Source organism: Tabrizicola sp. M-4 (assembly GCF_051132405.1).
Lineage (GTDB): Bacteria > Pseudomonadota > Alphaproteobacteria > Rhodobacterales > Rhodobacteraceae > Paragemmobacter.
Map to the genome: position 1 here is coordinate 1,814,038 of NZ_CP128606.1, position 20,751 is coordinate 1,834,788.

The 20,751-nt window shown below is 65.4% G+C and carries 26 protein-coding genes and 1 tRNA gene; 14 read left to right on the forward strand and 13 right to left on the reverse strand.

Annotation, left to right across the window (positions count from 1 at the left end; genetic code table 11):
• Positions 1-31: 31 nt before the first annotated feature.
• Both TabM4_RS08730 and TabM4_RS08735 read left to right on the forward strand, forming a co-directional pair.
• Complete coding sequence (locus TabM4_RS08730) at positions 32-259, forward strand: type II toxin-antitoxin system CcdA family antitoxin (RefSeq protein WP_434621273.1); 228 nt, start codon at positions 32-34, stop codon at positions 257-259.
• A gap of 5 nt (positions 260-264) precedes the next feature.
• Positions 265-567, forward strand: coding sequence for a CcdB family protein (locus TabM4_RS08735; RefSeq protein WP_434621276.1), 303 nt, complete (start codon positions 265-267; stop codon positions 565-567).
• A gap of 52 nt (positions 568-619) precedes the next feature.
• Here TabM4_RS08735 and grxD read toward each other — a convergent pair whose 3' ends face one another.
• Genes grxD through purL form a run of 5 tightly spaced genes read right to left on the reverse strand, consistent with a single transcriptional unit; the run spans position 620 to position 4,100 of the window.
• Positions 620-979 (reverse strand): Grx4 family monothiol glutaredoxin, encoded by a 360-nt coding sequence (gene grxD, locus TabM4_RS08740; RefSeq protein ID WP_161760157.1) that lies wholly within the window; start codon positions 977-979, stop codon positions 620-622.
• Positions 969-1,169, reverse strand: a complete 201-nt coding sequence (locus TabM4_RS08745; protein WP_434621279.1) for a hypothetical protein — start codon at positions 1,167-1,169, stop codon at positions 969-971. The genes grxD and TabM4_RS08745 overlap by 11 nt, the downstream gene beginning before the upstream one ends.
• 1 nt (position 1,170) lies before the next feature.
• Complete coding sequence (locus TabM4_RS08750; protein WP_434621282.1) at positions 1,171-1,407, reverse strand: BolA/IbaG family iron-sulfur metabolism protein; 237 nt, start codon at positions 1,405-1,407, stop codon at positions 1,171-1,173.
• 36 nt (positions 1,408-1,443) lie between these two features.
• Positions 1,444-1,950, reverse strand: coding sequence for a GNAT family N-acetyltransferase (locus tag TabM4_RS08755; RefSeq protein WP_434621285.1), 507 nt, complete (start codon positions 1,948-1,950; stop codon positions 1,444-1,446).
• On the reverse strand, positions 1,947-4,100 hold the full coding sequence (purL, locus tag TabM4_RS08760; RefSeq protein WP_434621288.1) for a phosphoribosylformylglycinamidine synthase subunit PurL: 2,154 nt from the start codon (positions 4,098-4,100) through the stop codon (positions 1,947-1,949). Before purL ends, TabM4_RS08755 begins: the two co-directional genes overlap by 4 nt.
• Positions 4,101-4,310: 210 nt before the next feature.
• Between purL and TabM4_RS08765 the strand changes: the two genes are divergently transcribed.
• Together TabM4_RS08765 and TabM4_RS08770 are read left to right on the forward strand one after the other, a co-directional pair.
• Positions 4,311-4,658 (forward strand): YciI family protein, encoded by a 348-nt coding sequence (locus TabM4_RS08765; RefSeq protein WP_434621291.1) that lies wholly within the window; start codon positions 4,311-4,313, stop codon positions 4,656-4,658.
• Positions 4,658-5,869, forward strand: coding sequence for an RNA polymerase sigma factor (locus TabM4_RS08770; protein WP_434621294.1), 1,212 nt, complete (start codon positions 4,658-4,660; stop codon positions 5,867-5,869). Before TabM4_RS08765 ends, TabM4_RS08770 begins: the two co-directional genes overlap by 1 nt.
• 250 nt (positions 5,870-6,119) lie before the next feature.
• Here the strand turns inward: TabM4_RS08770 and TabM4_RS08775 are convergent, their stop codons facing one another.
• Entirely contained in the window at positions 6,120-7,013 is an 894-nt protein-coding gene (locus tag TabM4_RS08775; RefSeq protein WP_434621982.1) for a LysR family transcriptional regulator, read from the reverse strand.
• 218 nt (positions 7,014-7,231) lie between these two features.
• On the opposite strand from TabM4_RS08775, the gene murI reads away from it, so the two are divergent.
• The 10 genes from murI to TabM4_RS08825 all read left to right on the forward strand — a co-directional run bounded on the left by murI (position 7,232) and on the right by TabM4_RS08825 (position 15,671).
• Complete coding sequence (gene murI, locus TabM4_RS08780) at positions 7,232-8,044, forward strand: glutamate racemase (RefSeq protein WP_434621984.1); 813 nt, start codon at positions 7,232-7,234, stop codon at positions 8,042-8,044.
• 185 nt (positions 8,045-8,229) lie between these two features.
• Positions 8,230-9,258 carry an N-acetyl-gamma-glutamyl-phosphate reductase gene (gene argC / locus TabM4_RS08785; RefSeq protein ID WP_434621297.1) on the forward strand — a complete coding sequence of 343 codons (1,029 nt, stop codon included), beginning with the start codon at positions 8,230-8,232 and terminating at the stop codon, positions 9,256-9,258.
• Between the two features lie 17 nt (positions 9,259-9,275).
• Positions 9,276-9,728, forward strand: coding sequence for a cytochrome c maturation protein CcmE (gene ccmE, locus TabM4_RS08790; protein WP_434621986.1), 453 nt, complete (start codon positions 9,276-9,278; stop codon positions 9,726-9,728).
• 69 nt (positions 9,729-9,797) lie between these two features.
• Positions 9,798-10,178 carry a 3TM-type holin gene (locus TabM4_RS08795; protein ID WP_434621300.1) on the forward strand — a complete coding sequence of 127 codons (381 nt, stop codon included), beginning with the start codon at positions 9,798-9,800 and terminating at the stop codon, positions 10,176-10,178.
• 67 nt (positions 10,179-10,245) lie between these two features.
• Positions 10,246-11,991 carry an arginine--tRNA ligase gene (gene argS, locus TabM4_RS08800; RefSeq protein ID WP_434621303.1) on the forward strand — a complete coding sequence of 582 codons (1,746 nt, stop codon included), beginning with the start codon at positions 10,246-10,248 and terminating at the stop codon, positions 11,989-11,991.
• 75 nt (positions 11,992-12,066) lie between these two features.
• Positions 12,067-13,008 carry an SPOR domain-containing protein gene (locus TabM4_RS08805; protein ID WP_434621306.1) on the forward strand — a complete coding sequence of 314 codons (942 nt, stop codon included), beginning with the start codon at positions 12,067-12,069 and terminating at the stop codon, positions 13,006-13,008.
• On the forward strand, positions 13,005-14,027 hold the full coding sequence (locus TabM4_RS08810; protein ID WP_434621309.1) for a glycoside hydrolase family 3 N-terminal domain-containing protein: 1,023 nt from the start codon (positions 13,005-13,007) through the stop codon (positions 14,025-14,027). Before TabM4_RS08805 ends, TabM4_RS08810 begins: the two co-directional genes overlap by 4 nt.
• Positions 14,020-14,808 carry a segregation and condensation protein A gene (locus tag TabM4_RS08815; RefSeq protein ID WP_434621312.1) on the forward strand — a complete coding sequence of 263 codons (789 nt, stop codon included), beginning with the start codon at positions 14,020-14,022 and terminating at the stop codon, positions 14,806-14,808. The genes TabM4_RS08810 and TabM4_RS08815 overlap by 8 nt, the downstream gene beginning before the upstream one ends.
• A complete protein-coding gene (gene scpB / locus TabM4_RS08820; RefSeq protein WP_434621314.1) occupies positions 14,805-15,452 on the forward strand; it encodes an SMC-Scp complex subunit ScpB in 648 nt (215 codons plus the stop codon). Before TabM4_RS08815 ends, scpB begins: the two co-directional genes overlap by 4 nt.
• A gap of 18 nt (positions 15,453-15,470) precedes the next feature.
• The gene (locus TabM4_RS08825) at positions 15,471-15,671 is read left to right on the forward strand and encodes a hypothetical protein (RefSeq protein ID WP_434621317.1); all 201 of its coding nucleotides are present in this window, start codon (positions 15,471-15,473) and stop codon (positions 15,669-15,671) included.
• On the opposite strand, the gene TabM4_RS08830 is transcribed toward TabM4_RS08825, so the two are convergent.
• The 7 genes from TabM4_RS08830 to rpmF form a co-directional block, all read right to left on the reverse strand.
• A complete protein-coding gene (locus tag TabM4_RS08830) occupies positions 15,672-16,754 on the reverse strand; it encodes a 2'-deoxycytidine 5'-triphosphate deaminase (protein WP_434621320.1) in 1,083 nt (360 codons plus the stop codon).
• A 73-nt stretch (positions 16,755-16,827) separates the two neighbouring features.
• Positions 16,828-16,905 (reverse strand) — tRNA-Pro (locus TabM4_RS08835).
• Between the two features lie 63 nt (positions 16,906-16,968).
• Positions 16,969-17,952 carry a MerR family transcriptional regulator gene (locus tag TabM4_RS08840; RefSeq protein ID WP_434621323.1) on the reverse strand — a complete coding sequence of 328 codons (984 nt, stop codon included), beginning with the start codon at positions 17,950-17,952 and terminating at the stop codon, positions 16,969-16,971.
• Positions 17,953-17,969: 17 nt separating this feature from the next.
• Complete coding sequence (gene ihfA, locus TabM4_RS08845; protein ID WP_434621326.1) at positions 17,970-18,272, reverse strand: integration host factor subunit alpha; 303 nt, start codon at positions 18,270-18,272, stop codon at positions 17,970-17,972.
• 98 nt (positions 18,273-18,370) lie between these two features.
• On the reverse strand, positions 18,371-19,342 hold the full coding sequence (locus TabM4_RS08850) for a beta-ketoacyl-ACP synthase III (protein WP_434621329.1): 972 nt from the start codon (positions 19,340-19,342) through the stop codon (positions 18,371-18,373).
• Positions 19,339-20,472 (reverse strand): phosphate acyltransferase PlsX, encoded by a 1,134-nt coding sequence (gene plsX / locus TabM4_RS08855; RefSeq protein WP_434621332.1) that lies wholly within the window; start codon positions 20,470-20,472, stop codon positions 19,339-19,341. The genes TabM4_RS08850 and plsX overlap by 4 nt, the downstream gene beginning before the upstream one ends.
• 24 nt (positions 20,473-20,496) lie before the next feature.
• Positions 20,497-20,703 (reverse strand): 50S ribosomal protein L32, encoded by a 207-nt coding sequence (gene rpmF / locus TabM4_RS08860; protein ID WP_434621335.1) that lies wholly within the window; start codon positions 20,701-20,703, stop codon positions 20,497-20,499.
• Positions 20,704-20,751 lie beyond the last annotated feature (48 nt).

Here is a 20,751-nt window from a genome sequence, read left to right on the forward strand (position 1 = left end):
GTATGCTGCCCTCAGCAACCGGAGACCCGCCATGACCGCCACCCGCCGCGCCACCTCCATGACCCTCGACGCGGCCCTCTTGGATGAGGCGCGCGCCCTTGGCATCAACCTTTCCCGCGCCGCCGAGGAGGGCATCCTCGCCCAGGTCCGCGCCGAACGCGCCCGCCGCTGGAAGGAAGAGAACGCCGCCGACATCGCGGCCTATAACCGCTGGATCGAGGAAAACGGTATTCCCAACGCTTCAGTCCGTATCGTGTGATTGAAATGGCGGAACAGTTCGACCTCTATCGCGATCCACAGGGAAGTCTGCTGCTGGTGCTGCAAAGCGATGCCGTCGACACGCTCGATACCCGGGTCTTTGCTTCGGTCGTGCCGACGGGCAAAGGGGGCGTCTCGTCGCTTGACCGTCTTTCCGTTCCTCTCAATTTCGCCGAGCGCGAATATCGCGTCATGCTCAACCTGCTGGGTACGGCCCGTCTCGGATGGATGGGCGAAAGGGTTGGCAATTACGCCCATCTTCGCGACCAGATCACCCGCGCCTTCGATCTTCTCTACTCAGGCATTTGAAACGAAAAAGCCCGCCAAAAGGCGGGCCTTTCCTCACACGCGGAACGCCTGATCAGGCATTCGCCTCGCGGATCTTGTTCGCCGCGTCCTTGTCGAAGGCCACGCCCTTCGCCTCGAACAGCGCATCCAGCTCGCCCGACAGCGTCATCTCGGTGACGATATCGCAGCCGCCCACGAATTCGCCCTTCACGTAAAGCTGCGGGATCGTCGGCCAGTCGCTGAAATCCTTGATGCCCTGACGGATGTCCGCATCCGCCAGCACGTTCACATCGGCGAAATTCACGCCCATATAGTTCAGCACCCCCGCCACGCGGGACGAAAACCCGCATTGCGGCATCATCTTGGTGCCCTTCATGAACAGCACCACGTCGTTCTTCTCGATCGTCTCGCGGATCTGTGCTTCAGCGCTCATTTTCCCGTTCCTTCTTGAACTGCGACAGATCACGCTTCCGCGTCACCCGCCACCATCTCGGCCCATATTTCCACAGCCCTCTGCCTTCCGTTGCAAGCCAGACCAGCGACCCGCACAGGAAAAAGCCCACGACTATCGGCACCGCCCACGGCGCATGGTCCACCAACCATTGCGCCGTATGCGGGTTCATCTCACTCCGACGCCTTGGTCGTCAGCGCCAGCGCATGAAGCTCTCCATGCGCGCCATCCATCTTGCCCTTCAGCGCGGCATAGACCGCCCGCTGCTGCTGTACCCGGTTCATGCCCTTGAAGCTCGCGTCGATCACCTCGGCGGCGAAATGCTGCCCGTCATCGCCCTGCACCGTGATCTTGGCCTCGGGAAAGCTCTCCCGGATCAGGTTCTCGATATCGCGCGCGGTGATCGGCATGTGGGCTCCCCGGTATTCCTTTCCGAAGATGTATGCCTATGGGGCAGGGGCCGCAAGTGGGGGCAACGCCTCCCATTCATGCCGCAGGATGCCATAAAGCATCACATCCACATTCCGCCCCAGCACGGGCCGGAACCAGTGATCCACCAGCCGCCCCTCCAGCCGATATCCCGCCCGCTCATACACCTTCTGCGCCCGCAGGTTCTCGCCGCTCGCATCCAGCCAGACCTTGCGCGCACCCAAGGCCTCAAACCCGTAATCCGTCAGCGCCCGCACGAAGCCAAGGCCGCGCCCGCCGCCCACCTCCGCCAGCCCCAGCCGCCGCAACTCCACCCGCCCCGAAGGATCGCCGATCTCGGCCCAGAGGCAGAACCCCGCCGCGCGACCGTCCTCCTGCCAGATCAGCAACCGATGCGCGGGGTCAGAGGCATAGAAGGCCAGCCGCCCCTCATCCTCATCCGTGATGAAGGGCGCATAATCTGCCCGCTGCGCCAGCGACCGGATGAAGGCGAAATCGTCAGGCAGGGCAGGGCGCAGGCTCACGCCACCGCCTTGGCAAAGGCCCCGCGATAGAGCGCAGACAGCTCCGCCAACGGAGCGCTTTCACCCCCCAGCGAGACGACATCGCCCCCGAAGCGCCCGACCACCGCCACGGGAACCCCCGCCGCCTTGCCCGCCGCGATCAGCGCATCCGCCTTGTCCGTCGCCACGATGTAACGCGCCTGATCCTCACCGAAGAGGAACGCAGCCCCGCCATTCTCCACCGTCACGCCGACCCGCGCGCCCTCGGCCATCTCGAAGGCGGCCAGCGCCAGCCCGCCATCGCCAAGGTCCGTGCAGGCCCGGATCAGTGCGCGGTTGGCGCGCACGAATTCCCCGTGCCGCTTCTCCGCTGCCAGATCGACCGCAGGCGCATCCCCCGCCTCGATCCCGAACCCCTCGGCCAGAACCGCCGACTGCCCCAGATGCGACCCCGCCGCCCCGATCAGCACCAGCGCATCGCCGGCGACAGGCTTGCCGTTGATCACCTCATCCAGCGACGCGAGGATACCCACCGCGCCAATCGTCGGCGTGGGCAGGATCGCCTTGCCATCCGTCTCGTTGTAAAGCGACACGTTGCCCGACACGATGGGCATGTCCAGCGCCGCCACAGCCGCCCCGATCCCTTTGATCGCGCCGACGAACTGCCCCATGATCTCGGGCTTTTCAGGGTTGCCGAAGTTCAGGTTGTCCGTCGTCGCCAAGGGCTTTGCGCCGACAGCCGTCAGGTTCCGATACGCCTCGGCCACCGCCTGCTTGCCACCCTCCACCGGGTTGGCCTTCACATAGCGCGGCGTCACGTCACTGGTGAACGCCAGCGCCTTCCCCGTCCCATGCACCCGCACCACGCCCGCAGGCAGACCCGGCGTCACCACCGTATCGGCACCCACCTGACTGTCATACTGTTCCCACACCCAGGCCTTGTGGGCATAGGTCGGGCTGCCGATCAGCGCCCGCAGCCCCGCCAGCGGCGCAATCGCAGGAAGCTCGCCCAAAGGCGCAGCCTTCGGCGTCTCCACCCAGGGCCGGTCATATTCCGGCGCAGAGGAGGACAGCTTGGACAAGGGAAGATCCGCCTTCACCTCATTCCCATGCAGGATGAGGAAGCGATCCTCGGGGATCGTCTCGCCCACGATGGCGAAATCCAGATCCCACTTCACGAAAATCGCCCGCGCCTCGGCCTCCTTTTCAGGCTTCAGCACCATCAGCATCCGCTCTTGGCTCTCCGACAGCATCATCTCATAGGCCGTCATGCCGGTTTCGCGCTGCGGGACGTTGTCCAATTGCAGCCGGATGCCCAGACCGCCCTTGTCGCCCATCTCCACCGCCGAACAGGTCAGGCCCGCCGCCCCCATGTCCTGAATGGAAATGACCGCGCCGGAGGCCATAAGCTCCAGACATGCCTCCAGAAGCCGCTTCTCGGTGAAGGGGTCGCCAACCTGCACGGTGGGGCGCTTCTCCTCGATCGTGTCGTCGAACTCGGCGGATGCCATCGTCGCCCCGCCCACGCCATCGCGCCCCGTCTTGGCGCCAAGGTAAACCACCGGCATGCCCACGCCCGAAGCGGCGGAGTAGAAAATCTTGTCCGCATCCGCCAACCCGGCGGCAAAGGCATTCACCAGACAGTTGCCGTTATAGGCCCGGTGAAACCGCACCTCGCCCCCCACCGTCGGCACGCCAAAAGCATTGCCATAGGCCCCGATCCCCTCGACCACACCCTTCACCAGATGCGAGGTCTTCGGATGCGATGGCTCGCCAAAAGACAGCGCATTCATCGCCGCAATCGGACGCGCGCCCATGGTGAACACGTCCCGCAGGATGCCGCCCACCCCCGTCGCCGCACCCTGATGCGGCTCGATATAGGACGGGTGGTTGTGGCTCTCCATCTTGAAGATCACCGCCTGACCGTCGCCGATATCCACCACGCCCGCATTCTCGCCCGGGCCGCAGATCACCTGCGGGCCGGAGGTCGGCAGCGTCCGCAGCCATTTCTTCGACGACTTGTAGGAACAATGCTCGTTCCACATGGCCGAGAATATGCCCAGCTCCGTAAACGTCGGCTCCCGCCCGATGATCTCCAATATCCGCTGATACTCATCCGGCTTCAGCCCGTGGCTGGCGATCAGGTCGGGCGTGATGGCGGGTTCGGTCATGGCGGCATCCCTCGGGTCTGGTGCTTGCCCGCGCGTCTAGGCGAAACGGGGCCAAAGGGGAAGGGGAAAGGGCAGGGGAAGCCACCCCCCGCAGGAAAAATGCACGTCCCGCCCGCGCCCCTGTCGAAATCCGCACCATGCCCGCGTCCTTGGCTTTAGGATGGCAGGGCAATCCCGCCCGCCGCCCTCAGGACAGGACAAGGCCAGACCATGAAATACATGCTTCTTCTCTATGCAGACCCCGCCAAGGAACCCGCCCCCGGCACGCCCGAATGGGACAGCTACATGCAAGGCTTCATGACCGTCGGCGAACGCACCAAGGGCGTCGCCACCTTCCTCGCTGGCGATGGCCTGCAACCCGTGGAAACCGCCACCTCCCTCCGCCTCCGGGGCGGCAAGCGCGAAACGATGGACGGCCCCTTCGCCGAAACCCGCGAACATCTCGGCGGCTTCTACCTGATCGAAGCCCCCGACCTCGACGCGGCCCTCGCCTATGCCGCCGAAATTCCCGTCGCCCATATCGGCACGGTCGAGGTGCGCCCGGTCATGATCTATTGATGACCCCCGAACAGGCGCTCGACCATTGCCTGCGCCGGGACAGGGGCCGCCTCATCGCGGCCCTTGCCACCCGCCTGCGCGACGTCCAGCGCGCCGAGGATGCGCTGCACGAAGCCGCCGCTTCCGCCCTGATCCACTGGCCGCGCGGCATCCCCGACCGCCCCGATGCATGGCTCCTCCGCGCCGCACTCCGCAAGGCCATCGACGCCCTGCGCCGCGACGGCACCGCCCAGCGCCACGCGCAGGGCATGGCCGCACTGGCCACAGAAGAGGCGACGCTTGAGGATCACGACATCCCCGACGACCGCCTCCGCCTGATCTTCGCCTGCTGTCACCCCGCGCTCGACCCGAAATCCCGCACCGCCCTCACCCTGCGCAGCATCTGCGGCCTGACCACGCCGGAAATCGCCCGCGCCTTCCTCGACAGCGACAGCACGATGGGCCAGCGCCTTTCCCGCGCCAAGGCCAAGATCGCCGCCGCCCGCATCCCCTTCGCCATCCCCGGCCCGGAGGATTGGCCCGCCCGGCTCGATACCGTCCTGACCACGCTCTACCTCATCTTCACCACGGGCTATGCCGCTGGCCCCGGCGAACCCCGCGACCTCTGCGCCGAGGCGATCTTCCTCGCCCGCCTCCTCACCGCCCTCCGCCCCGGAGAGGCCGAAATCGAAGGCGCTCTTGCGCTCATGCTCCTCACCGATGCCCGCCGCGCCGCCCGCATCGGCCCCGAGGGGGCAACCCTTCCCCCCGCTGCGCAGGACCGCCGCCTCTGGAACCCGGCCAGCATCGCCGAGGGGCACCGCCTGCTCGACATGGCCCTGTCCCGCCACAGCCCCGGCCCCTACCAGATCAAGGCCGCCATCGCCGCCTGCCACATGTCTGGTCCCGCCCCCGACTGGCCGCAGATCGCGGCGCTCTACACCCGCCTGATGGATTTCGAACCGACCCCGGTCATCCGCCTGAACCGCGCCGTCGCCTTGTCCGAGTCCGGCCATCTCCCCACGGCGCTTGCCGAATTGTCCGATCTTGCCGCCACGCTGCAGGACTATCAGCCTTTCCACGCCGCCCAAGCCGCGCTGCTTGCCCGTGCAGGCCGCATCGGCGACTCACGCGCCGCCTATGACCGCGCCCTCGCGCTCACTACCTCTCCTGCAGATGCCGCATTCCTCGGCAAAGCGCGCGCTGCACTGCCGCATCCGCAGGCAGACTGATCCCGCCTGTGCGAAAAGCAAAAAAAAGGCCGAGCAGAAGCTCGGCCCAAGTCCAACAGGGAGGTATGAGACGGCAAGAGAAGAACTCGATCACCGCCTCGCCGCTCCATTTAGGGTGGCGGGCGATTCCGTGCAAGGGCAGCAATGCCGCAGATGCATCATGGCCGCTATGCAGGCCGTGCATGGCTGTGCGCGCAGGCATGGAAACGTTTTCCGCCAACCGTCGCCAAAGCGGCTGGAACAGGCCCGATCAGGCCTGTTCGCGCTTGCGATACTTGAAGATCTCTTCGCTCACGAATTCGCGGAAGGCCGCCACCCGCTTGGAATGGCGCAACTCCTCGGGATAGGCGAGGAAGACGGGCACCTCGGCGCTTTCCACATCGGGCAGGACGCGCACCAGATTGGGGAAATCCTCGGTGATGTAATCGGGCAGCACGCCGATCCCGATATGGTTCAGCACTCCCTGCAACACCCCGAAATAGTTGTTCACCGTCAGGGTGGACGGGATGTCATGGCTCATCAACTGCTGCACCAGCAGGGCACCCGCCGCCACCTGCGCCGTCCCCGCATGCTGGCAGATCAGGCGGTGACTGTGGAAATCCGCCATCGTCAGGGGCGTTCCGTTCTGCTTCAGATACTCCTCGGTCGCATAAAGCCGCATCCTGATCTGCATCAGGCGCTTGCGGATCAGGTCGGCCTGACTGGGCTCCTTCATCCGGATCGCCACATCCGCCTCGCGCATGGGCAGGTCCAGCACCCGCTCCTCCAGCATCAGGTCGATCTTCAGGCCGGGATACTTCTGGTAAAGCGCGGTCAGGCGCGGCGCCAGCCACAGCGTGCCGAAGCCCGCCGTCGTCGTCACCCGCAACTCGCCGAAAACTTCGTCCTCGCTGTCCCTGATCCGCGCCGCCGTCGCCTCAAGCCGCTTGACCATCTGCGACGTGGCGTCGAACAGCAGTTCCCCCTGTTCCGTCAGGATCAACCCCCGCGCATGGCGGTGGAACAGCGTGACGTTCAGGCTTTCCTCCAGCGCGCGGATTTGGCGGCTGACGGCCGACTGGCTCAGATGCAGCACATCGCCCGCATGCGTCAGGCTGCCCCGATCGGCCACCGCATGGAAAATCCGCAGCTTGTCCCAGTCCATCATCGCAATCACCGCCAAAAAATCCCGGGCACGCTACCACGGGAGCCCCCACATAAGAAGTATATCTGCCATGTAAAGGATGCATGGCTGCGATTCCGTGCCCCTGCGCCACATTGGCCGGGGCAGGGCGCGGCAACGGCCTTTTCCCCCCCGCCCATCGCGCCTATGCTGCCCGCCAACGGGCAAATGATCCGGCACAGGTCGGCGAGGAGGCGGGAATGGCGGTTGGTGTCTTCGATTCGGGTCTGGGCGGCCTCACCGTGCTGGATGCCGTGGCGCGCAGGCTGCCCGACGTGCCCTTCGTCTATTTCGGCGACAATGCCCATGCGCCCTATGGCGTGCGTACCGCCGACGACATCTTCAACCTCACCTGCGCCGCCACCGAACGGCTGTGGGACGAAGGCTGCGACCTCGTCATCCTCGCCTGCAACACGGCCTCCGCCGCCGCCTTGAAGCGGATGCAGGAAACATGGGTTCCCGCCGACAAGCGTGTCCTCGGCGTCTTCGTCCCCTTGATCGAGGCGCTGACCGAACGGCAATGGGGCGACAACTCCCCCCCGCGTGAAGTGGCGGTGAAACACGTCGCCCTCTTCGCCACCCCCGCCACCGTCGCCTCCCGCGCCTTCCAGCGCGAACTCGCCTTCCGCGCCATCGGCGTGGATGTCGAGGCGCAGCCCTGCGGCGGCGTGGTCGACGCTATCGAACAGGGCGACGAAATCCTTGCCGAGGCACTGGTGCGCTCCCATGTCGAGGCGCTCAAGCGCCGCATGCCCGCGCCAGAGGCCGCGATCCTTGGCTGCACCCATTACCCGCTCATGGAAAAGGTCTTTCAGGACGCGCTGGGGCAGGGGGTGAAGGTCTATAGCCAAGCCAATCTGGTGGCCGAGTCGCTGGCCGACTACCTGACGCGCAGGCCCGAATTCCTCGGGTCGGGTAAGGAGTCGAAGTTCCTGACGACCGGCGACCCCAAGGCCGTGTCGAACAAGGCCACGCAGTTCCTCCGTCGGCGGATCGAGTTCGAGGCCGCGTAAGGCGGCGTTCACCCCGCATTCAAGCTCACCAAACCTTAACCGAACATCCCACCACCGCCCGCTGCGTGCTGACACTTTGCGGCACAGAATCCGGCACAGGTTCCGGTACAGGCGATTCACCCAAAAACCCCTTGCCCTCCGCCCCCGGCTGGCCCATCACTCCCCCATCTGGAAAGGGGGTCTCCATGACCGCGAAAGTCGCCATCCTAGGGGCATCGGGTTACACGGGCGCGGAACTCGTCCGCCTCATTGCCACCCATGAAGGCCTTGAAATCGCAGCGCTTTCCGCCGACCGCAAGGCGGGGATGGATATGGCGGACGTCTTCCCCTTCCTCCGCCACCTCTCCTTGCCGAAACTCCAGAAGATCGACGAGATCGACTTCGCGGGCATCGACCTCTGCTTCTGCGCACTGCCCCATGCCACGACACAACAGGTTGTGTCCGCCCTCCCGCGCACCCTCCGCATCGTGGACCTCTCCGCCGATTTCCGCCTGCGCGATCCGGCGGAATATGCCAAATGGTATGGCCAACCGCACACGGCCACGGACCTGCAAAAGGAAGCCGTCTACGGCCTGACCGAATTCTACCGCCCCGAAATCGCCAAGGCCCGCCTTGTCGCCGGAACGGGCTGCAACGCGGCCACCGGGCAATACGCGCTTCGTCCTCTGATTTCAAAGGGTTGCATCGACCTCGACGACATCCTGATCGACCTGAAGGCAGGCGTCAGCGGGGCAGGGCGGTCGCTCAAGGAAAACCTCCTCCACGCCGAACTCTCCGGCGGCACCCACAGCTATTCCGCAGGCGGCAAGCACCGCCACCTTGGCGAATTCGATCAGGAATTCAGCGCCTTGGCTGGCCGCCCCGTCCATGTGCAATTCACGCCGCACCTCCTGCCGATGAACCGGGGCATCCTCGCCACCGTCTATGTCAAGGGCGACCCGAAGGTGGTTCACGAAACCCTCGCAACCGCCTATGCCACCGAGGCTTTCCTGAAAGTGCTACCTTTTGGCGCGCTCCCCTCGACACGCGACATCGCAGGTTCCAACTTCTGCCACATCGGCGTGATCGGCGACCGCATCCCGGGCCGCGCCGTGGTCATCGCCGTGCTGGACAACCTGACCAAGGGCTCCTCCGGTCAGGCCATCCAGAACGCAAACCTCATGCTGGGCCTGCCCGAAACCCAAGGGCTGATGCTCGCCCCCGTCTTCCCGTAGGAGGGATCATGGCCGGACTGAAAGGGCTTAAGAAACAACGCCGTATCCAGATCATCGCTCTGGCTGCGGTCGCCTTGGTGGGGGCTACCGCCCTTGTCGGCTATGCCATGCGCGACGGGATCAACTTCTTCCGCTCCCCCACGCAGGTGGTGGAAGAGCCGCCCCAGCAGGGCGAGGTCTTCCGCATCGGCGGTCTGGTCGAGGAAGGCTCGATCCAGCGCGGGCAGGGCGAGACGATCACCTTCCGCGTCACCGACATGAACCAGTCGGTTCCCGTCGCCTATACCGGCATCCTGCCCGACCTCTTTGCAGAAGGCCAAGGCATGGTGGGCACCGGCAGCATGGTCGACGGCACCTTCCAGGCCACGGAAATCCTTGCCAAACACGATGAAACCTACATGCCTGCCGAGGTGGTCGACGCCCTGAAGGAACAGGGGGTCTATGTCGACCCGAACGATCAGGGCAGCTGACCGCGCGCTGGTTTCCGCCTGCGTTAACCCTTTCGCGGCAGGGTCGTCCCGGTCAACACGGGGGACCGCATGCCGAAACTCATCGACCGAAGCGCCACCATCGCCGCCGCCCTGCGCGGCCTCCTTTCGCCACGCGCGACGGCCCGCATCGGGCCGCAGGGCCGCTATGACCGCCTGATCGACGCGGTGAACCGCCTGCCGCGCCCCGTCCTCGTCTATGGCGCGGTCGCGCTCTTCCTGCTCGCGCTCATCCGACCGGATCTCTTCGATCGCGGCATGGCCAGCCTCGACCGCATGCCCGAGGAACTCTGGTGGCTGATCGGCGCCATCCTTGCCGGGCATTTCGGCGCGCGCGAGGCGCATCACCTTCGCGCCCGCGGCACTGCCGTCGCCCCGCCAAAGACCACCGCGCCTGGGCAGCAAAAGGCGGAACCGCCCAGCCCCGACTGATGCGCCGTCCTTGACCTGTCTGGTCGCCTCTGGCATTGCCGGAGGCAACCAGACAGGAAATGATCAAATGAACCTCTTCTCGGAAATCCGGGATCTCGTCACCTCCGCCCTGACCGCCCTGATGGCGGATGGCACGCTGCCTGCGGGCCTCGACCTTGCCGCCGTCGCCGTGGAACCGCCGCGCGACGCTTCGCATGGCGATATGGCAACCAACGCCGCGATGGTGCTGGCGAAACCCGCGGGCATGCAGCCGCGCGCCATAGCCGAGGCGCTGGCCGCCCGCCTCATGGCCGATCCGCGCATCGCCGGGGCCGATGTGGCAGGCCCCGGCTTCCTGAACCTTCGCCTCGATCCGGCGATCTGGCATACGCTTCTGCGCGCCTCCCTCACGCAGGGCACGGATTACGGCCGTTCGACCCTTGGTCAGGGGCTGAAGGTCAATGTCGAATTCGTCTCGGCCAACCCCACCGGCCCCATGCATGTGGGCCACACGCGCGGCGCGGTCTTCGGCGACGCGCTGGCGCGTCTCTTGTCCTTTGCCGGATGGGATGTGACGCGGGAATACTACATCAACGACGGCGGCGCGCAGGTCGATGTGTTGGCCCGCTCCGCCTATGAACGCTACCGCGAGGCGCATGGTCTGGAACCCGCGATCTCCGAAGGCCTCTATCCCGGCGACTACCTCATCCCGGTGGGCGAGGCGCTGAAGGCGAAATACGGCGCAACCCTGCTGGACCAGCCGGAATCGGTCTGGCTGAGGGACGTCCGCGATTTCGCCACCGAAATGATGATGGCAGAAATCCGTAACGATCTCAAGGTCTTGGGGGTCGAGATGGATGTCTATTCCTCCGAAAAGGCGCTTTACGGCACCGGCGAGATCGAAGCGGCCATCGCCACCCTGCGCGAGATGGGGCTGATCTACGAAGGCGTGTTGGAACCGCCGAAGGGCAAGGAACCTGACGATTGGGAACCCCGCGTCCAGACCCTCTTCAAATCCACCGCCCATGGCGATGACGTCGACCGCCCGGTGCAGAAGTCGGATGGGTCATGGACCTATTTCGCCCCCGACATCGCCTATCACTACAACAAGGTGCGCCGCGGGTTCGACCAGTTGATCGACATCTTCGGCGCCGATCACAGCGGCTATGTCAAACGCATGAAGGCCGCCGTCTCCGCCCTGTCGAGCGGCCGCGTGCCACTGGACATCAAGCTGATCCAGTTGGTGAAGCTCTACAAGAACGGCGAACCCTTCAAGATGTCGAAACGGGCAGGGACCTTCGTCACCCTGCGCGACGTGGTGGAACAGGCCGGCGCCGATGTGACCCGCTTCGTCATGCTGACGCGCAAGAACGATGCCGCCCTCGACTTTGACTTCGACAAGGTTCTGGAACAGTCCAAGGACAATCCCGTCTTCTACGTGCAATATGCCAATGCCCGCATCAACTCCGTCCTGCGCAAGGCGCGCGATGCGGGGCTCGACGTCTCGGACGCCACCCTGATGGCCGCCGATCTGTCGATCCTCACGCATGAGGCGGAATTGACGATGGCCAAGAAGATCGCCGAATGGCCCCGTCTGGTGGAAATCGCCGCGCGCAACAACGAACCCCATCGCGTGGCCTTCTACCTTTACGAACTCGCCTCGGAATTCCACGGCCTGTGGAACAAGGGGAACGAGGATACGTCCCTGCGTTTCATACAGGATGGCAATCCTGCCGTTTCGCAGGCGAAAATCGCCCTTGCCCGAAGCGTTTCCGTTGTCATTTGCAGCGGTCTTGCTATCTTGGGCGTCACTCCGGTCGAGGAAATGCGCTGATCAACGGCGCCCCGCCCGGTCGAGCAGGCAAAGATGACGGATGCGGCACGTATCGCATCCCGCAAGAGGCAGCGCATGGCGGATGTGGATTACGACGATTACGATGGGGGCTACCCGGAGGGGTGGTCTGATACCCCTGTTGCCAATGGTCGGCTGACCCGGATCATCCATCTGGCCGGGGCTGTCTGTTCGGTGGCACTGGTCATCGGCCTTGCCGTCTGGGGTTATCGGCTCGCGGTCCGCGACGTGAACGGCGTGCCCGTGATCCGTGCCATGGAAGGCCCGATGCGCATCGCGCCCGAAAACCCCGGCGGTGCCGTGACCGATCATCAGGGCCTCGCCGTCAACACCGTCGCTGCCCTCGGCACGGCCGCGCCGCCGCCCGACCGGCTGGTCCTTGCCCCGCGCCCCCTCGACCTCGCGCCAGAGGATGCTGCCGGCCTCTCTGCCGCGCCGCTGGAGACAGCCGCCGCCACCCCGTCGGTCCCGGCTTCCATTGCGGAACCTGTCGCCGCCCTGCAAGCCGCGCCTGAACCCGTGGCGCCCGTGGCCGAAGAAAACCTAGGCCCCGATCCCGACGCCGTCGCGCAGGCCCTTGCCGAGGCGCTGGCCGGAACCGAACTGGCCCCCGTCGCCGAGACGCCGCCCGTGATCCGCCCGCGCCCGCGCCCCGGAACCGTCACCGATGTCCAGCCCGTCGCCCTGTCCACCGACGCGACCGCTGCCACCCTTGCGGTGCAAGAGATCGACCCGGCGACCATCCCGCTCGGCACCCGGCTTGTCCAGCTTGGTGCTTTCGACACGCCCGAACTCGCCCGCGCGGAGTGGGCCAAGCTGACGAACCAGTTTGCCGATCTGATGGCGGGCAAGGCCCTTGTCGTGCAGGCCGCCGAAAGCGGCGGTCGCAGTTTCTTCCGCCTGCGCGCCCATGGCTTCGCCTCGGAAACCGAGGCGCGGGGCTTCTGCTCCTCGCTCCTTGAACAGAACGCCTCCTGCATCCCGGTCGAACAGAGATGAGCGCAGCCGATACCGGGACCGGGGCCACGATCTTCGGTTGCGCCGGGCCCGTGCTTGGCCGGGACGAGGCCGCCTTCTTCCGTGATGCCGATCCCTTTGGCTTCATCCTTTTCGCCCGCAACGTGGAAAACCCGGATCAGGTCCTCCGCCTGACGTCGGATCTGCGTGCGGCAGTGGGGCGCGATGCGCCGATCCTCGTGGATCAGGAAGGTGGCCGCGTGCAACGCCTGCGCGCCCCGCATTGGCGTGAATGGCTTCCGCCACTGGATCAGGTGGAACGCTCCGGCCTCCGCGCGGCCGAAGGGATGGCAATCCGCTCGCGCATCATTGCGGCGGAACTGCGGGCGGTGGGGATCGACGCGAACTGCGCCCCCTGCGCCGATATCGCCTCGCCTGTTACCCATCCCTTCCTGCGCAACCGCTGCTATGGCAGCGATGCCGAGACCGTCACCCAAGTTGCCCGCGCCGTGGCCGAGGGGCATCTGGCGGGCGGCGTTCTGCCCGTGGTCAAGCACATGCCCGGTCATGGCCGCTCCACCGCCGATACGCATCACAACCTGCCTACGGTGACAGAGGATGCGGCAACCCTTTCCGCCACCGATTTCGCGCCCTTCCGCGCGCTGAACGATCTGCCGATGGCGATGACCTCGCATATCGTCTTTGCCGCCTTCGACCCCGACCATCCCGCCACGCAATCCCCCGAAGTCATCCGCATGATCCGGCGGGAGATCGGCTTCGACGGGCTTCTGATGACCGATGACCTGAACATGCAGGCGCTGGCCGGAACGCTGGCGGAACGTGCCGCCCTTGCCATCGCAGCAGGCTGCGACATCGCCCTGCATTGCAAGGGCGATCTGGCCGAGATGCAGGCCGTGGCCAATGCTGCGGGCCATATGGGCCCCGAAGCCTCGCGCCGCGCGGCACGGGCGCTCTCCCGCCGCCGTGACCCCGATGCCGTTGACATCCCTGCGTTGGAGGCCAAGCTTGCAGCGATCCTGCAAGGTGCGCCCTATGGCTGAGGAAGACTGGTCCGGCATCGAACGCCTTTCTCCGGCCGAGCGTGTCTCGGCCGAGGCTCTTATCGTGGATGTGGACGGGTTCGAAGGCCCTCTCGACCTGCTTCTGATGCTGTCGCGGACGCAGAAGGTGGACCTGCGTCGCATCTCCATCCTGCAACTGGCCGACCAGTATCTGGGTTTCGTCGAACGCGCCCGCGCGCTGCGGATCGAACTTGCTGCCGATTATCTTGTGATGGCGGCGTGGCTCGCCTTCCTGAAATCGCGCCTGCTGCTGCCCCCCGAACCCGGCGAGGAGGGCCCTACGGCCGAAGAACTCGCCGCCCACCTTGCCTATCAACTCGAACGCCTGCAGGCCATGCGTGAGGCCGCCGCCCGCCTGATGGCGCGTGATCAGCTTGGCCGTGAATTCTTTGCCCGTGGTTTGCCCGAAGACGTGACCCGCCACCGCAAGGTGACCTATTCGGCCACGCTGCTCGACCTCATGCGCGCGTATGCCCGTATCCGCACCAAGGATGAGTTCCGCCCCTTCGTGATGGATCGCGACCATGTCTTCACCATGGAACAGGCGCTGGAGCGGATGCGCGGCCTGATCGGCTATGCCGGGGCATGGGCCGATCTGACCAGCTTCATGCCCGAAGGATGGGATACCAACCCGATGCGTCGCCGTTCCTCCACTGCGGCGCATTTCGCGGCGGTGCTGGAACTGGCCAAGCGCGGGCAGATCGAATTGCGGCAGGGCGAAACCTTCGCCCCCATCCAGTTGCGGCGGAAAGAGCCATGACCGAAACCTCGGAACCCATCGAACGCAGCCTGTTCGAAGCGCCACCCTTGGCCGAACAGGAACGCATGGTCGAGGCCATCCTCTTCGCCTCTGCCGAACCCGTCACGCTGGCCGAACTTGAACAGCGCATGCCCCATGGCTGCGACCCGGCCGAGGCGCTTGTCTATCTGCGCAAGCGCTATGAGGGGCGGGGCGTGCATCTGGTGCGGGTGGGCGATGCCTATGCCTTCCGCACCGCCGCCGATCTGGGCCACCTGATGCGCAAGGAGACGGTGGAACAGCGCAAGCTGTCGCGCGCCGCGATCGAGACGCTGGCCATCATCGCCTATCACCAGCCCGTCACGCGGGCCGAGATCGAGGAAATCCGCGGCGTTGCGGTATCGCGCGGGACCGTGGATCAACTTCTTGAACTGGAATGGATCCGCCTTGGCCGCCGCCGGATGACGCCGGGACGACCTGTCACTTTTGTTGTGACCGAACGCTTCCTAGATCATTTCGGTCTGGAATCCGCGCGCGACTTGCCGGGGCTGAAGGAGTTGCGGGCTGCGGGGCTGCTGGACAACCGTCCTCTGCCCGGCAGCATGGCCACTTCGGATGACGAGGAGGAGGCGACGCTGGGCCAGAGCGAACTGTTCGAGGATTGAGTAAAGGAGAGTGAACGCATGGATTTCGGTAAGCTTCTCAGTGGTCTTGGCGGCAAGTTGCTGCGGCAGGCCCTTGGCATCGCCATGAAAGAAGGCGTGAAGAGGTTGGGTGGCAGCAAGGGCAAAGGTCCGCAGGACCGGTTCAAGACGGCGCAATCTCGCGACAGCCAGAAACGCATGCAGCAGATCATGCGCATCGGTCGCCGGTTCTGGAAGTGATCAGCCGTCCCGGAACTGCTTGGCGAGTTTAAGGCCCTGTCCCTGATAGTTGGACTTGATTGCCTGCCCATATAGGGTCGCGGGTCGTTCTGACATCCGTTCATAGACCAGACGCCCCACAACCTGCCCATGTTCAAGGACGAAGGGCGCCTCATGGCAGCGCACCTCCAGCACGCCCCGCGACCCTGCTCCGCCTGCGGCGGCGTGGCCGAAACCGGGATCGAAGAAGCCCGCGTAATGCACGCGGAATTCGCCCACCATCGCCAGATAGGGGGCCATCTCGGCAGCATAATCGGGCGGGATCGTCACCGCCTCGCGGCTGACGAGGATGTAGAAAGCACCGGGATCAAGAATGATCCGCCCGTCATCGGTGCGGACCTCTTCCCAGAAATCGCGGGCCGGGTAATGGCCGATCAGATCGAGGTCCACCACGCCGGTATGCGGCTTGGCCCGATACCCCACCAGATCGCCCGCAACCGGCCGCAGGTCCACTGAAAACCCGAGACCATCCGAAATCACCGGATCGCCGGTGACCAGCGGTTCGCGGGCATGCAGGGCCTGCAGCGCGGCATCATCCAGCACCGCCTGACCGGCCCGGAACCGGATCTGGTTCAACCGCATTCCCGGCCTGACCAGAACCGAGAAACTGCGCGGGCAGACCTCCGCATAGAGGGGGCCTGTATAGGCTTCGGGTATGCGGTCGAATTCGGTGCCACCGTCCGTGATGGTGCGTGTCAGAAGGTCCAGCCGCCCGGTGGAGCTTTTCGCATTGGCGACGGCGGTGATCCCCGGCGGCAGGGCCAGCCCCTCCATGAGCGGGATGACATAGACGCAGCCTTTTTCCAGAACCGCCCCGGCGGTAAGGTCCACGCGGTGCATCTCGAATTCCGCCAGACGGTCCGCCACCTTGCGGCCATGGCCGGCAAGGAAGGAGGCACGCACTCGATAGGCCACCGTGCCAAGGCGCAGGTCGATGCTTGCGGGTTGGATCTGGGCATCGGTGATGGGGCTTGCGGCGGTGATCGACCCATCGCGGATCAGATCCCGCAAGGCCTGTGACGGAAGCACGCCTGTCGCAGTCATCGCACGGTCCTCTTGCACAAGCCGAAAACGGAACCGCCCGCGCTGCCATGGGGCAGGCGGGCGGTTTCGATGTTGGTCGGGCCGGCGAGATTCGAACTCGCGACCTTCCGCCCCCCAGACGGACGCGCTAACCAGGCTGCGCCACGGCCCGACAGGCGGGATACATACCGATATTCCGGGCAGGGGCAAGCGACAAAACGCATCGCGAAAGGCTTCACTTCACCCGGCGCCGCGCGGCATCCGCCACGCGTCCGCGCAGCAGGATCAGGCGGTCGCGGATGTCGCGCAATTCCGCCTGAGCGGTGACAGATTTCGCGCGTTGAGCCCGCCGCAGAAGGGCGGCAACCGTCGCCTCGGCGAGGTTCTCGTCTTCTGCCTCGGAAGCCGTGCCAAGCGCGGCAGGGGCGGCCTCTGGCTGGTCCGATTCGGGCGGCATGTCCTTTGCCGCAGCCAACTGCTCGGCGGCATCATCGGTGGCGGGTTCTGTCTGCGCGACCTCCATCGCTGGGGGCGGCTCCTCCCCGGCATCCGGGATCTCTGCCCCCTCGGCTGTCCCTGCATCTGCCATGGGGGCGGCAGTGGCCAGGGGTGTTTCCGCAGTTGCGATCTCCTCTGGCTGGGATTGCATCAAGAACAGGTCCGGCTCTGCAATCTCTTCGGTCTCGGTTGAAACCGGATCGTTGGGATCGCTGGGCCATGTCGCCCCGGCCTCGGTCGCGCCAGTGTCATCCTCCTCGGCCATGGGCCAGAGTTGCGCCGTCTCTACCGGGCGCGACGCCTCTCCTCGACCAAGCGCCGAGTCGAGCGGGATGATCTGGGCAGTGTGGGCGGTGGCAGGTGGGGCAGGGATGTCGAACCGAGTCTGAACGGCGAAATCCGGCGGTACGGGCGCATCGGGCGCGACCTCGGGCAGGAGCGCGGGATCCGCCCCGTCGCCGAGGGCCGCGACGTAGCGAATACCATGTTCCCTAAGGATTTTCTGAACGCCGCGAATGGTCATCCCATCGTCGTGCAGCAGCCGTTTGATGCCTGCCAGCAAGGCAACATCGGACGGGCGGTAGTACCGCCTGCCGCCTGCGCGCTTCACCGGTCTGATCTGCGGGAAACGGCTTTCCCAGAACCGCAGCACATGGGCTGGCGTTTCCAGAAAATCGGCGACTTCGCTGATGGTTCGGAACGCCTCAGGCGACTTTTCCATCGGGGCGAGTGACCTCCTTACTTGCGGGAACCGGCGGCCACGCGATCCTTCATCAGATGCGACGGGCGGAAGGTCAGGACGCGGCGCGGGCTGATCGGCACCTCGTCGCCCGTCTTGGGATTGCGGCCCACGCGGGCGGTCTTGTCGCGCACGGAGAAGGTGCCGAAGGACGAGATCTTCACCGTCTCGCCCGAGGCGAGCGCGTCGGACATGTGCTGCAGCACGCTTTCCACAAGTTGGGCGCTTTCGTTGCGTGACAGGCCCACTTCACGGAAAACCGCTTCGGACAAGTCCATTCGCGTCAGAGTCTTCTCGCTCATTCCAATCCCCCCCGGGCGTTTCACAGCAGAGTGAGCGGTTTCAGATTCCGAGTCAATATCAACCACTTGCCGAGGGGTTTTCAGACAGAAGTGGTGCGTTACCAGCGCAGGACGACCGATCCCCAGGCAAGACCTCCGCCAATCGCTTCGGTGACGATCAGGTCGCCTTGGGCAATCTGGCCGCGGGCCTTGCCTACAGAAAGCGCGAGCGGGATGGATGCCGCCGAGGTATTGCCGTGATCCTGCACGGTCACGACCACGCGATCCATCGGCACCTGCATGCGCTTGGCCGTGGCCTCGATAATGCGGATATTGGCCTGATGCGGAACGATCCAGTCCACATCGCCCCCGGTCAGACCCACCTTTTCCAAGGCGGCATGGGCGGTTTCGGCAAGCTTTTCAACAGCATGGCGGAAGACTTCCTTGCCCTGCATCCGCAGGTGACCCGTCGTGCCCGTCGAAACGCCGCCATCGACGTAAAGTATGTCGCGGTGCCGCCCGTCCGATTGCAGGTCGGTGGCGAGGATGCCGCGGTCCGCCGTCGTGCCCGCGCCTTCCTGCGCTTCGAGGATCAGCGCGCCTGCACCGTCGCCGAACAGCACGCAGGTGCCGCGATCCGTCCAGTCCATGAGGCGCGAGAAGGTCTCGGCCCCGATGACGAGGACGCGTTTTGCTTGTCCGGCAAGGATCAGGGCATTGGCATTGGTCAGCGCGAAGACAAAACCCGCGCAGACGGCCTGCACGTCAAAGGCAAAGCCGCGCGTCATGCCGATTCCGGCCTGCACCATCGTAGCGGCCGAGGGAAAGGTCAGATCGGCGGTAGAGGTGGCAAGGATGATCGCGTCGATATCATCCGCCTGCATCCTGGCATCGGCAAGGGCTGCCTGTGCGGCGCGGATAGCGAGATCGGAGGTGGTTTGGCCTTCGGCGGCGAAATGGCGGCGTTCGATCCCGGAGCGTGTCCTGATCCATTCATCGCTGGTCTCGACGAGGCTTTCGAGTTCGGCATTGGGGACGCAACGTTCGGGCAGGTAATGCCCGACGCCCTTCACGACGGCGCGTATCGTCATTCTTTCGTCCCGCCTCCCGTCCCCGTGGCCGTATCGGACGGGGTTGCTTCTGCGGCGGCATCCTGCCCCGCCCTGATGCCCGACGCAACCCGCGCGGCAAGCCTGTCCTGAAAGTCCGCCGCCGCAAGCTGGCGCGCAAGGCGGAGGGCGGCGGCGACGCCCGTGGCATCGGCGGACCCATGGGATTTGACGACCGTTCCGTTCAGGCCAAGGAAAACGCCCCCATTCGCGCGGCGCGGGTCCATGCGGCGTTGCAGGCGCCGCAGCGTGCCAAGCGCGAAAAGCGCGGCAAGGCGGGAAAAGACCGAAGCGTTGAACTCTTCCTTCAGGAAGTCAGAGATCAGCTTGGCCGTGCCTTCGCCTGTCTTCAGGGCGACGTTTCCGGTGAAGCCGTCGGTCACGATCACATCCACCCGGTCCGACGGTATGTCGCTGCCCTCGACGAAGCCGATATAGTCGAAGCTGCCCGCCTCGGCGGCCTGACCCAGCAGGTCATGCGCCTCTTTCAACTCGGCGCGGCCCTTGTGCTCCTCGGTTCCCACATTCAGCAGGCCGACGCGCGGTCGCGTCAGGCCGAGGCCGTTGCGGGCATAGGAGGCGCCCATCATCGCGAATTGCAGCAGGTCGCCCGATTCGGCTTTCACATCCGCGCCCATGTCGAGCATGACGTTGAACCCACCCGGGTTGCGCGATGGCCAGAGGCTGGCGATGGCGGGGCGGTTGATGCCGGGAAGCTTGCGCAAGCGCAGCATCGAGACCGCCATCAGCGCGCCGGTATTGCCGCAGGAGACGGCAACCTTCGCCTCGCCCTGTTTGACGCTTTCCACGCAGGACCACATCGACGTGCCCTCGCCATGGCGCATCACCTGGCTGGGCTTGTCATGCATCGACACGACGCGTTCGGAATGGCGCAGGGTCACGCGGCCCGCAAGGCCCGCCTCGCCATCGACAAGACGCGCAAGCTCCGTCTGGTTGCCGTGCAGGATGAAATCGACGTCGGCAAAGGCTGCGGCAGACACGCCAAGACCGGCAACTACGGCTGCCGGTCCCCTGTCGCCGCCCATGGCGTCGACCGAAATGACGATGCGCCTCGCGCCGTCGGTTACCGGAGTTTCAGGTCCGTTGGCCATCGGGCTGGGCGTCGGATGGGCGGCTTACGCCGCGTCCTCGTCCAGATCGACTTCCTTCGTGGTCGCAACCACTTCGCGAGCATCGTAATGGCCGCAGGAAGCGCAGACGTGATGCGGACGCTTCAGCTCGCCGCAGTTCGAGCATTCCTGCGGATTGCCCGCGACCAGCGCATCATGGGCACGGCGCATGTTGCGGCGCGAACGGGTGACTCGGTTCTGAGGGACAGCCATGTCTCAACCTCGGGTAGCGGGGACAGGCCCCTGATTTTCCTTTGCGAT